The organism is Labilibacter marinus (genome assembly GCF_001659685.2).
Lineage (GTDB): Bacteria > Bacteroidota > Bacteroidia > Bacteroidales > Marinilabiliaceae > Saccharicrinis > Saccharicrinis marinus.
Genome location: NZ_LXYE02000061.1, coordinates 27,377 through 39,966 on the forward strand (window position 1 = coordinate 27,377; position 12,590 = coordinate 39,966).

Consider the following 12,590-nt stretch of genomic DNA (forward strand, 5'->3'; position numbering starts at 1 on the left):
TTAGTATTCAATTAAAAATGGATGGGAATTTATTTGCGTTACTTATATCTGATTGTTTTAATTGGTCTAGGACAATTGTGTAAAGCACAAGATGTTTTAGATGAAAATGTAAGTGGACATTATAAGAACCTAGGAATTGGAGCTATATTAGATTCATTGCATCATCAATATGAAATAGATTTTTCCTACGACCCATCTATACTTCGCACAGATTCTGTTATTACCATTTCTTTTACGGAAACTGCTCTTGACACCGTTCTGAATGATATTTTTCAGCAAAAGGACTTAAGTTTACAATCGATAGACCGTCAGGTAATTATATCTATTTATAAACGAGATGTTTCTGTTAAGAATTATATAACACTTAGTGGTGAAGTTACTTCTCAGCAAAATTATCAGAAAATACCACTGGTAAATATTAGTGTTAAAGGACGGCCGATCGGTACAACTACTAATATGGAAGGAAATTATGTTTTCTTGATTCCGAAAGAATATGTTGGAGAGGAGTTGTACATGTCTGCAATTGGTTATCGATCTGAATTATTTCAAGTTCCACTTGCCGATACAGTATTAAATGTTAGACTAAAACAGGAAACGATTCAAATTAAGGAAATTAAAGTACGTTTTATTAGACCGGATGAAATTGTTAAAAATTTCATTCGGAATATAGATCAGAATTATTTTACAGAGTCTATGCTTTTAACCGGGTTTTTCAGAGAATCCATTAAGCAGGATGATAGGTACGTTGAAGTGTCTGAAGCCGTTTTAGATATCTACAAAAGTTCTTACCTAAAGACCTATGATATAGAAGAGGCTCGATTTGTGAAAGGACGAAAGAAAGTGGAGAATAAAGGAGTTTCTATAGCACGTTTAAAATTAGCTGGTGGGCCTGCTTTGTTTTCAGGACTTGATGTGGCGAAGCATCTTGATTTTATGTCGGCTGATAATGATGCTAATTACTTTTATACTTATAAAGGAAAAGGAATTGTGCATGACAGAGTGGTATACAAAGTAGGCTTTAAACCCATATTTGAAGTGGGCGATTTATATTACGAAGGAGAGTTTAGTATTGACGTAGAAAGCTTTGCTCTGATTAGAGCCGACTTTAGAATGACAAAAAGAACCTTAAGGAATAGTGATCAGATATTAATTCAAAAGCACGCTCGAAAGGTAAAATCAAATCCTATATTTACTAGTTATATGGTTGATTATAGGCCGTATAAAGGCAAGTGGATATTAAATAGTGTAAAGGGAGAACTGATCATTGATATGCACGATAAACGAAAGAAAATTAAATCACAATACCATGCCATAGCGGAATTACTCATAACCAATGCCCAAGATGGAGAGGGGAGAAGAATCAAGAATTCTGATAGATTCAAAACCAACTTTGTTTTGGCGGATAAAATCATAGGTTATGATCCTATGTTTTGGAAGGACTACAATGTAATTCGCCCCGAGGAAGAGCTGGAAAAGGTTTTTAAATCCTCCGCTGTAGAAATCAACGTGGTACCTATACCAAAAAAAACCAAGCCTTAAAGTAAAGCTTGGTTCCTCGTTATTTTTAATCTGACATTAGGTATTAAGCACAATGCTTTTGAAGAAATTCAATGGTGGATCCAACAGAAGATAACTTCGTTAATTCCGAATTTTGAATCTCTAGTTCAAACTTAGTTTCCAATAGAAATAAAAAACAAGTTACATCAATTTCATCCATTAAAAGTTCTTCTTTTAATGTTGCATCCTCCACAATCTTATTTCTAGGCACGCCTGTTTTTCTTAAAACTTTGTATAAGTTTCTTCTAATTCTTTCTTGCTTCATAACTTTGTATTATTTGGCTTTAAAGCACATTCTGCATATATGACAATCTCCTATGAAATAACACGTATAAAAAAGTGAATTTTATTTAAAAATGTTCAAAAATTGCCATTGCATAATTGTATCGCTCAGGGATAGAGGTGTTTGTGGTGTTTGTGAAAAGAAAGTTTTAAGAATCATTTTTTATTGCATGAACACTATTATCTTTGTTTCCCTCAGAAAATAATATAAAAAGTATCGCAATGAATACGTGGTTTGAATGTAAAGTGAAGTACGAAAAAATAGACGAGCAAACAGGAAAACAGAAAAAAGTTAACCTGCCCTATTTAATTGATGCCGTCTCATATACCGAAGCGGAAAGTAGAATTCATGCCGAAATGGAGCAATATGTTTCGGGAGAGTTTGCTGTGCCTGCCATAAAAAAAGCCAATTACACCGATTTATTCTTTTATGATGATGGAGATAAATGGTATAAGTGCAAAGTAATGTTTGTTACTATTGATGAGGAAGCTGGAAAAGAAAAGAAAGTGGCTAACCAAATGTTGGTATTGGCAAACGACTTAAAAGAAGCTCACGAAAGAATTGATGAGTCGATGAGTGGGATGACGGTGGATTATGACATTGTTGCCATTATTGAGAGTAATATTGCGGATGTATTTCCTTATTTTAAGGATGAGGTGGATGAAGCTATTCCAGGTCATTTAACGCCATTGTCTGAATATGAGTCTAATGAAGAGAAAACGGTAGTGGATGAGACTCCAGAAGCTTCGTTTGAATAAGATTTAAATTATAGCGAATTATTGAGAGGGTTTTACTTTGTAGAATCCTCTTTTTTATTTTCACTTCCTCTTTTATTAGACTCAATGCTAATAATATTCAATTCATTATTTATTAATGTAAATACCATGTTTTAGGTATTCACAAAACCATAAAAATGACTTAAATTTATACTTTACTTTTATGTTGTAATTAAACAGCATAAATACCTAATGTTTTTGATTGTGTTTTAAATAGCAATCTTAAATTAAATCTTTACATTTTTTAAGAAAACATGTTATTGAACCTATTTAGATTTCAAATTGTAGATTTTAAGGCGTGTTTAGTAATAAAGCATTAATTGAGTAGGATAATTTTGTGCTTAAATGAAGAAAAATATCTTTAATTGATTAATTTTGGCAAGCGCTATTTAAAAATGTATTTAACTCCTTTTGTTATGTTCTTATTATTAGAGCAATAAGGAAAGTGAGTTGTGTAATAGTGACAAAAGAAAGAAGAAGACTTATAAATCAAATGATAATGAAAGAGGAAGTATTCAATTTAAAACCGACAAAGAAGGATCGTAGAGATATGATCCAGTACATCAATCTTCAATTGGCTGCACTTGGGCAACCTTTGTTTCAGGATGAAACGGATGCTCAAAAAAAACTCTCTAATACTAAATTTTTAGAATTAACAGAGGGGCTAATCAGTAGCTTTAGAGAAAAAACAAGATTGCTGTCAGACCACCTTTCTCCGGTAGATACGAGAATACAAGACTTTATCGATGATTATCTGAAAGATGTCAAAATTGATAAATCACTTCGTATTCCGAATAATACTTTAGTGCTGAACCAAAAAGGTATGGCACGAGAAATTAGTTTACCTCCTAATGGAGATATCTTTAAGAATGAATTAGTAACCTCTCATAGAGTAAAACAAGGTATTCTTAATAACCCACTTCATGATAAAAGAACCACAAAAGGTACTTTTCATATTGTAGAGGGAGGTATGCCTGTGCCATTAGATAAAAAGGAAGTGCCAAAGATTGCTTTTGCGCATTTATTAAATTCTGCATTAAATCCACCAAAGGAATATAAGGTTTTACCTTTTACATCTAACCAAGATAAGCAAGCAGAAGTGATTTTGTCATTATTATTACGCCCTGTAGTTTGTCCTAAAGTAGAAGGGGTAATTGAGGAAAAAAGTATGGAGATCCGCTTTTTTGCTCCTGGTTGTTTAGCTAGTAATCTTGACTTTGTTGAGAATATTTTTGGTAATGCAGGTGACCATAACTTAGCTGAAAATGATGCTGCTTTAGATGTAGAGCACTGGACTGGTACTACAGGTACAGTTATTTTAGCACCTCAGTTAATTAAGTTAAAGAAAAAAGATGTTGGTCTTCCACATATTTCTGAAGCAACAGAGCGTCAAAAGAAAGACGGTATGTGCTATGAAAAAGAAGATGAATTATATAATGATGGTGGAGCGTTTAAATTAACTTGTAGAGATGATCGTGGTGTTGTGGTTACTTTAATTGCCGACAACTATTATGGATACTCTAAAAAAGAGGTTAAAACACAAATCGGATACTCAGCTAACCTTTATGGTTTGGTAGAAGAGGAGCATGCAGGTGGTGCTGTAGCTTATCCTCGTGGTATCATGAGTGAAAATGTATTTGGATCAGACTTCTCATCTAAGTTCGATTATAAGTATAACTTTTCTGAGGCAATGTCTTTAATTGCTAATAAAGCGGATGTTAAGCCAGAAGGTTATGCAATAGATAAGAAATACCCATCTATTGTTTATATACCAGAGCATGCAGATATTGATATCCAAAAGAGTTCTATTAGCTGGGATAATAACGGCAAAGAGTTTTCATTAAAACTTTCTCCTGAAAAAACATATGTACATCCTACTGGAGATAAATTTCAGTTGGTGAAGCATCCTGCTCAGCCATTATGGAGAATTGTTCATACCAATGCAGAAGGGATGTTCTGTCATAAACCATGTACGGTTTCTGGTGGAGGTAAGTCTGAGATTTCAAAGTCTCTACAGAATGCTATTAAGTATGGTAATTTTAATATCCAAAACTTAGAGGAAGACTTTAAATTAGCAGATAAAATTATCGACAAAGATTACTCTAATCGTTGGAAAGAGCACAATCCAAAGGCTGCAAAGCACGATGCGCGTAGCTTCTTAAGTCCAAAACGTACTTTAGGATCTGCCGTTAAGTTGTTAACGCCTTCTGATCAGTATAACGATGAGTACAACGAATTCTTAAATAATATTCCAGAGCACATTCGTACTTTAGTTCTTTTTGTAAAACGTCTTTACAGGAATGATCAAGAGCATGGAAATTGGAAAGATTATATGACTGTTGAGGTAGTTAATGGTCGTCAAGGAACTACTTTAATGTATAAAAACAACCCAGTAATTGGTTCTTACGTTCGTATCGGATTTAGTAAGGATGAGAACTGGTTAGTACATAAGTTACGTTCTGACTTTGTGCCTAGTCATAAAATTCAAATGGAAGATGATATTACAGCATCCATTGTCCTTCCTGCGGATAAAATTAAGCACTTAAATCCTGAGTATACTAACCCAAGTGTTAAAGTTACTAAGAACTGTGAGAGTCACCTATTCCAACGTCCAGATGAGGCTGTAATTAGAGGATATGATGTAGGTGCTGAGTTGGATATTGTTCAGCCAGGTACTTTCTTAACTAACTATGAACCATTGCGTAAAGCTGATGCCATTGAATTAGTTGAGGATGCGATGAGTTTTGATAGATATACGCAGCCTGTAAAAGATTTAATTCTTAAGGTAGCTGAAAGTGAGAAGGATGGTTATTTTGTTACTCCGTCACACACTCGTGTTGTTGCTGATGGTCCTACTAAAAACCCTCGTTATCTGGAGAAAAATAGATATGCTGTTGAAACTGAGGATAGCTATTTAGCTGATGTTGGTGTTCGTTTAAGAAGAAGAATTAAGGAAAATGAACCTGTAATCACAACTGTAAATGCTGTGTTACCGGGGCGTAGAAATAATCCTGCGGATAGAAAAGCTGGTATACGTTCATTGAGTGTTTATAACCCAATTCACTATCAAGAGTTACCTGAGTTATTTATGGATTTCATCTGTAGTTTAACAGGTAAATCTCCATCAACAACAGGGGCTGGTTCTGAGGGTGCTTTAACAAAAGGTCCTTTTAATATGTTATCGCCTACTTCCGATTTAAATAACGCCTTGCTTTCGTATATTTTAACGGAGTATCAAGGTTTCAGTTCGGCTGCAGGTTATGTGGGTAACGATAGATTCGATCATGATATCAGTTTGTTAATTCCTGAAATTTGGGCTCGTTTAGTACCTGAGGATAGAGATCCTAAGTTATTGATTGAAACAGGATGTTTGGAGAAGTTAGAAGACTTTGAGCACGAAGGACAGAAAGTATTAGCAAGTCGTTTAGGTTATAGAATTACAGATAATTTTGCATTCAGATGTATGAACCGCCTGTTTGATGAGCCACAAGCTGTATTTAATGATGAAATGCTTAAGCCTGAACTTCAAGGTATGGATGACTTTGTGGATGGAATCAATAATATTGTAGAGGCACAAAAGAAAGTGGCTTTAGCATATTTCGAAGATGGTTCTGTTGAGGCAGCTATTCCTCCATTGAAAATTCTTTTAAGCATCATGGCTTATGGAGAGTACGAAGGTAAGCAGATTAGTGATCCTGAATTGCGTAAGTGTTTTGAGCGCGAAACTGTTATCAATAGTGATTGGTATAAAGAGCGTTTAGCTTTAAAACAAACTAAGGAGCTTAAGTTTACAGCTAAGCAATTAGCAAGTTTAGAGGATTTTGCAGGTAAGTCAGAAAATGCTTTATTAGTTGAGCAAATGGATATCGATAATAGAATTAATGTAGCTAAAGATAGATTGGCTTACGTTAAGTCTGATGCTTATGTAGCAGATATTACTGGTACTATTGGAGCGGATCCATTATATAGAAAGTAATCTTAATTACACAATAATATGGAAGGTAGTCTCTTGAGGCTGCCTTTTTTGTTTCCTATTATTTTACCTTAAAATAGAGAAACGAAAGATAAGGTGGATACTAGTATAGGTATTATGAGATGTTTGATTTCGTAATGGTTGAAGCGAGGAAAAAGGAGGAGGAGAGTAGGTGATGTTATCTCAGCTTGTTTTAATACGATTAGGATTCTTCTTATATATTGCTGTAGCTCTAATATCTATATAAGGGTGCATTTAAGAGAGAACTAGCACTTGTGCAGGGAATTGTATAAACAACAAAGGCTATCGAATTTCGATAGCCTTTGTTGTTTATATGGTAAGAGGTATTTTCTAGAAATACTTTAATCTGTCATCTTTAATCTCAGCCTTCTCTTGAATTGAAGGAGTTAAGCTGTATGATTTTCTGCTGTTGTTTTGCTCTAGCTGAGTTTTTGTTGTATTTGTCTCAGGTGTATCATTGATAGCCTCTGAAGTTACTTTTACAACATATACGCCGTTACTTCCTTTAGCAGGGATAGAAATCTTATCTACATCGCTTAATGAAGCTAAAGCAACTAAAGCAGGCTCAACACCAGCTCCAGGAACTTGGAAAGAACCAAAGTTAATATTTGTAGCTGACTGAACGTTACTATTCATCTTTTGAGCTAAAGAAGATAAACTTTGACTGCTAGCTGTATTGTCTTTAAACTTCTTCATGATGATCTCAGCTTTTTTATCTCTAGCTAAAATCTCTTTAATAGTAGAAGTAACAGATGCTGAAGATACATCTTGGTATCCTTCTTCTGATGCTTCAGTAACTACAGCAATTACAAATTGGTTTCCAAATTCGTAAATAGTAGGAGACATATCGTTAACGCCAGCCTCAAAAGACCATTGTACAAGTCTTCTTGAGCTTTCTAAGCCATTTACATTTCTATCATTAGCACTTAAAGTAGCAAAACGAGGCGTTAAGTTCTCGGTTTTAATACCTTCAATAAACTTATCAGCGGTATTGTTTGTAGCTGCAAATTTATTGGCTTGCGAGTAAATTTGTTGATATGTTTTAGAGCTGTATTTAACTTCTCTTCCAAGTGTAGCAATATTGTACTTAGTCACTAATTTACCAACAGCTTGAATTTCGATGATGTGAATGCCAAATTGTGTTTGAACCTTAACGATATCGCCTTTTTTACCATTGAAACAAGCGTCGTTAAAAGGTTTAACCATAGCACCTTCTTTAAACCAGTTTAAGTCACCTCCATTGATAGCAGAACCAGTGTCTTTAGAGTTTTCTCTTGCTACTTTAGCAAAGTCACCACCTTTTTTAACTAAGCTCATTAGGCTATCCGCAACAGCATTTCCTTTAGCAGGGTCTTGCTCTTGTATTAGGATGTGACGTGCTTTAACTGAATCAGGCATTTGCTTGATACTTGCTACACGACTTAACTTGTAAGTCTCATCCTCAAAGTAAGGTCCAAATACATCGCCTTCTTTTGCAGTCTCAACAAAGCTTTTTAACGAGATTCTTACATCTTCAGCTTTTAAATTTTGATCTACATAAGGAATGTCAGAGTTCATAGTTACAAACTGTGCTGCATCCGTTTCAGGTGCTGAAAACTCAGTTTTTGTATCAGTAATCCATTTCTCCGCAAGTTGCTTATCTTCTTCTGATGGGTTTACCACGAAAGTAACATACTGAATAGTACGTTCTGCATCTTGTTTGTAATCATCCTTATTGTCGTTGTAATAAGAATTGATTTCACTGTTTGATACTTCAATTGTGCTATCCGAAATAGTACTGTAATTTACAGCTACAAAGTCAAAGTCTACATTTCTTAGCTTAGCATTCGCTTCGCTGTTTACTTGACTTGAAGTTACATAAAAACCTTTTTGAAATAGGTTAGTGTACTTTGTTCCTAGCTTTTCACTAACTAAAGACTTTTGTAAGAAGTGCCAGTAAAAGTTAGCATTTCTATCATTCTTTCTGTTTCTCAAAAAGTTGATTACCGCTGATTGGTCAAAGATACCTGTTTGAGGATCTGTAAACATCTGGCGAATTCCAGGATGTGGATTCTTTCCAGTTGCCATATCAATCACTTCGTCCATGGTTACTTCAATACCTGTTTCCTCGTATTTCTCTCCCATAACAATGTCCATCACCATCTGATTCCATACTTGTTCTCTGATTTGGAACTGCATGTTCTCGTCAAGGCTAGTTTGTCCTGAGCTTAATTTACGGAAATCTTCGGCTTGGGTAATTTCGTTTTGAAGAGCTTCATAAGATATAACGGTTCCGTTTACTTCACCAACTTCCATGCTGCTTGGCTGACCGCCTCCTTTATTACTAAAGAAATCTGTTAATATAAAAGCAAGTAAGGCGAAACCTACCATAAAAGCGACAAGGACTCCACCTTTTTTTCTAATTCTCTCTAATGTTGCCATTCTATTGTTTGTTAATTTTAAGTTCTCAAAAATTAGGTTACGAATATACAAAAAAAAGGGTAACACGGTGTGTGGAAGCAGGCCTAATGAACAATTTCAGAAAAAAAACCTTCTACCATATTTTTTGTGCATATGGGATGATGGAAAGTGGTTGCTATACAGGCTTATAAGAGGGTGGTTCGAGTGAGGGGTAGGTGCGTTTTATTTTCACTTTTGCGTGAAAAAATTAAGAATTACCCATTAAGGAGAGATTTATCAAGTCTATTCTATTGTCAGAGGCAACTTGAATCTTCATTTTATAGTCATCTATAATAATTTCTTCTCCATTTTTAGGGATGGATTGATTGTGATGTAAAATATATCCAGCAATGGTTTCAAAGTTGTCTGATTCGGGTAAATCTAAATCATATTTTTCATTGATATAATCAATCTCAACACGACCAGAAAATACAAACTCGCTTTCTGAAATTTGCTTCTCCACTAAATCAGAAACATCATGCTCATCATCAATCTCACCAAATATTTCTTCTAAAATATCCTCCATTGTAACGATGCCGGCAGTTCCGCCAAATTCATCTACCACAAGGGCTATACTTCTGTGCTCTTGTGTAAAAACTTCTAGGAGCTTATTGGCTGTCATTGTTTCGGGCACTATGGATAGTGGATTAATGGCGTTTTTAAGCTGCTTTGGTTTTTTAAAGAGTTCAGAAACATGAATGTATCCAATTATATTATCGATGGAGTCTTTGTAAACTAAAATCTTTGAGTAGCCCGTTTCTATAAATCTTTGTTTAACCACATCAAGCCCTTCGCTAACCTCTATAGCTGATATCTCTGTTCGGGGAATGATACATTCTCTTACCTTGACTTTAGAGAAATCTAATGCGTTTTTGAGCAATTTAACCTCTTGCGCTACATCATCATCATTTTCTAATTTTTCGTGATGGTGTGATATTAGATTGCTTAAATCTATTCGTCCTAAAACTATATTTTGAGTGGTCTGTACGGGTGTTTTAAGCACTTTATTCATCAATAAATTGCTTAAGGTTACCGTTAGCTTTGAAATGGGGTAAAATATTATATAGAAAAGCAATAGTGGTAAGGCCGCTATATTTAAAACTAATATGGGGTTAATTCGGAATAGAATCTTAGGCAAAAACTCGGCCGTAACTAAAATAAGCAAAGTGGATAGTGCAGTTTGGGTTAGTAGCACGCCTGTTGCAGAAGTAATGTAAACCTCAATAAGCGGTTCTAGTATTTGCGCCATCTGTAAACCATATACAACTAGTGCTATGTTATTACCTATAAGAAGAGTTGAGATAAATATTCCTGCATTTTGAATAAATATATCGATAACCTTACTTAAAAATGGAAACTTCTTTTTATTGAGCTCTATGAGCAGTTTATTCGAAGAAATAAATGCCATCTCACATCCTGAAAAGAATGCCGAAAAAAGTAGAGTAAGAAGAATTACTGTATAGTGATCCATTAAATGATGGGTTCGATATTATATTTCTAAATTAATAATAATAGGGACTTGAGTGAAAATATAGAGATTTTTTTTTAGAATGAGGCTACTCTTCATCTATACCAATGGTGCCGCTCATTTTCTTCAAGTTGTATTTACGCATATTTTCTTTGGCTGTTAAACCATAACCCGTAATAATTTCATCTTCGGTAGTTATTTTTACAAACTCCTCGGTATAAATATCTCCATTTTTATGATCCCAGAATAACTGTTCTGTATTAAAAATTACCCCATCTGAGTTAATAGCTTCTACGTTATTTCGTAAATCCCATATAGCTGCTTTTTCCGTGTATATGGCATATTTGCATTTAATCTCTGAGGAAATTATTTGAGCTGTGTCGTAAGTGATAATATGACCGCCTTTAGGATATTCCTGATATGGCTCTTCAGCTTTGTCGTAATTTAGTAGTAGTGGTGTGGTAACATGATACTGCACCTTCCCAGAGTCAGAAATGAAAGTTTCAAAATCTACTCTTTCTAATGAAGGAGTATTTTGATTTGCTTCAATAGCTTTGATTTCTTCAGGTTTATTTGAAGTACAGGCTAGTGTAAAAAATAAAACTGCAAATAGCATAGCTATTGCAGTTTTATTTTTGATGATATTTTTAAAAAATGAAGTCATTTTCATTTAAATAGTCATTATTTCTTTGCTCTAACTTTTGTGCTAGCGCCAATCCATCCACCAACAGAATAACTGTTTCCTACGGTTAAGCCTTCGAAGAAAATTTCTTCAGTTCCAGGGAAGTGCTTAGAGTAAATAGCAATTAATTCGTTTGCCTTATCTGCTATAGCAGGATCAACTTGTTTTGCTTTGTAATACATATCTACTGCAACCCAGTATGCCGTTTTGTGCTCGAATTCTTTAGTTCCAAAGTTTTTAGCTGATGTAGCATATAAGTTACCAATTAAGATGTATGGCTCACCCCAATCTACTCTTAAAGCGATGGCTTCTTTAGCAAATGTTCTTGCTTCAAAAAGTTTACCTTGTGTAGATCTAATTAAACCTAACTGGTAATAGTATTTTGCTTTTGATTTAGCATCATCTTCAAGGTCGATAGCTTCTAAGTAAAATTTACTCGCTTTGTCTAAATCACCATTTTTTAAGTTTGTAATAGCAATACCATAAGCAGAAGATGCAGAAGGTTCAATGTCATGAAGGCTTAAAGAAACGTCATATAATAAAGCAGCGTCTTCACATTCCGCACGTGCTAATAATTTGTTAACCATTTTTAACCAGTCGTGGTTAGTTTTGTTTTCTGCTAATTGAGGGCCGAAAATCTTTTCAATTGTTTCACAGTCTGCTGCTCCACTGGTTGCAAAAAGTCTCTCTACATTTTCTTTAACGTCAACTAAAACCTTTGTTGTAGATTCTTTTGTTGAAGCTTTGATGCGCTGGTTTAATAAATCGTTTACCAATAAATAAGTTGTTACAACTTTCTCGGCATCAACATCACCTGTTTTATACATAGCAACAGTGTTCGTCATGCAAACAGCTAGTACAGGTATTTCACTTTTAACTTTTTGCCCTGCTATAGATTTATCGAACAGCTCTTGAGCTTGCTTTCTATATTCTTTATCTTTCTTTTTGTAATAAAGCATTTTTGTTGCTTTACGACCAAGAATATAGTTTTCGTTATACTTTCTATGATTACCGAAGTACTTAATACGTGTATCGTAAACACCCATTAATTGCTCAAAAAGCTCGTCTTTTTTTGCTTTGTCCTTTTCTTGCTTAATACGCCAATCCATAATTTTTATACCTTCAGTATAAATTTTTGAACTTGCTAACGGACATTCGTTGTAGGCAATTTCCCACGACTCAACAGCATCCGCATAACTTTTTTGTTTTGCGTATTCAATGAATAATGATAAGTTTTGAAGACATCTAATACTGTCTTCTCCGTGGCCGTATTTCGACCCGTCTTCTACTCCTTTTTGGCTAAATGCTTGTGCACCAATAAGAGTGATCAATCCCGTTATGAAAATCTTTGTAAAAATTCTTGACATGGTGTTATAGGTTTAAAATAATTG

At 34.5% G+C, this 12,590-nt stretch carries 8 protein-coding genes; 3 read left to right on the plus strand and 5 right to left on the minus strand.

Annotated elements, in window-relative coordinates:
- Positions 1-21 precede the first annotated feature (21 nt).
- Positions 22-1,539 (plus strand): STN and carboxypeptidase regulatory-like domain-containing protein, encoded by a 1,518-nt coding sequence (locus tag A8L32_RS22295; RefSeq protein ID WP_075591590.1) that lies wholly within the window; start codon positions 22-24, stop codon positions 1,537-1,539.
- A gap of 43 nt (positions 1,540-1,582) precedes the next feature.
- Here the strand turns inward: A8L32_RS22295 and A8L32_RS22300 are convergent, their stop codons facing one another.
- Positions 1,583-1,822 (minus strand): acyl carrier protein, encoded by a 240-nt coding sequence (locus tag A8L32_RS22300; protein WP_075591591.1) that lies wholly within the window; start codon positions 1,820-1,822, stop codon positions 1,583-1,585.
- A 239-nt stretch (positions 1,823-2,061) separates the two neighbouring features.
- Between A8L32_RS22300 and A8L32_RS22305 the strand changes: the two genes are divergently transcribed.
- Positions 2,062-2,598 carry a DUF4494 domain-containing protein gene (locus tag A8L32_RS22305; protein ID WP_075591592.1) on the plus strand — a complete coding sequence of 179 codons (537 nt, stop codon included), beginning with the start codon at positions 2,062-2,064 and terminating at the stop codon, positions 2,596-2,598.
- Between the two features lie 517 nt (positions 2,599-3,115).
- Entirely contained in the window at positions 3,116-6,592 is a 3,477-nt protein-coding gene (locus A8L32_RS22310; protein ID WP_233145520.1) for a hypothetical protein, read from the plus strand.
- Between the two features lie 348 nt (positions 6,593-6,940).
- Here the strand turns inward: A8L32_RS22310 and A8L32_RS22315 are convergent, their stop codons facing one another.
- From A8L32_RS22315 to A8L32_RS22330, 4 genes are all read right to left on the minus strand, one after another.
- Entirely contained in the window at positions 6,941-9,031 is a 2,091-nt protein-coding gene (locus A8L32_RS22315; protein ID WP_075591594.1) for a peptidylprolyl isomerase, read from the minus strand.
- A gap of 226 nt (positions 9,032-9,257) precedes the next feature.
- Positions 9,258-10,520 (minus strand): hemolysin family protein, encoded by a 1,263-nt coding sequence (locus A8L32_RS22320; protein ID WP_075591595.1) that lies wholly within the window; start codon positions 10,518-10,520, stop codon positions 9,258-9,260.
- Positions 10,521-10,605: 85 nt separating this feature from the next.
- Positions 10,606-11,133 (minus strand): LPS export ABC transporter periplasmic protein LptC, encoded by a 528-nt coding sequence (lptC, locus tag A8L32_RS22325; RefSeq protein WP_158027283.1) that lies wholly within the window; start codon positions 11,131-11,133, stop codon positions 10,606-10,608.
- A 65-nt stretch (positions 11,134-11,198) separates the two neighbouring features.
- The gene (locus A8L32_RS22330) at positions 11,199-12,566 is read right to left on the minus strand and encodes a tetratricopeptide repeat protein (RefSeq protein WP_075591597.1); all 1,368 of its coding nucleotides are present in this window, start codon (positions 12,564-12,566) and stop codon (positions 11,199-11,201) included.
- Between the last annotated feature and the right edge of the window lie 24 nt (positions 12,567-12,590).

Excerpts from the sequence above, each read along its gene's own strand:
- A8L32_RS22305 (WP_075591592.1), top strand. The coding sequence starts at position 2,062 with ATGAATACGTGGTTTGAATGTAAAGTGAAGTACGAAAAAATAGACGAG.
- lptC (WP_158027283.1), bottom strand. The coding sequence starts at position 11,133 with ATGCTATTTGCAGTTTTATTTTTTACACTAGCCTGTACTTCAAATAAA.
- A8L32_RS22330 (WP_075591597.1), bottom strand. The coding sequence starts at position 12,566 with ATGTCAAGAATTTTTACAAAGATTTTCATAACGGGATTGATCACTCTT.
- A8L32_RS22310 (WP_233145520.1), top strand. The coding sequence starts at position 3,116 with ATGAAAGAGGAAGTATTCAATTTAAAACCGACAAAGAAGGATCGTAGA.
- A8L32_RS22300 (WP_075591591.1), bottom strand. The coding sequence starts at position 1,822 with ATGAAGCAAGAAAGAATTAGAAGAAACTTATACAAAGTTTTAAGAAAA.
- A8L32_RS22295 (WP_075591590.1), top strand. The coding sequence starts at position 22 with ATGGGAATTTATTTGCGTTACTTATATCTGATTGTTTTAATTGGTCTA.
- A8L32_RS22315 (WP_075591594.1), bottom strand. The coding sequence starts at position 9,031 with ATGGCAACATTAGAGAGAATTAGAAAAAAAGGTGGAGTCCTTGTCGCT.
- A8L32_RS22320 (WP_075591595.1), bottom strand. The coding sequence starts at position 10,520 with ATGGATCACTATACAGTAATTCTTCTTACTCTACTTTTTTCGGCATTC.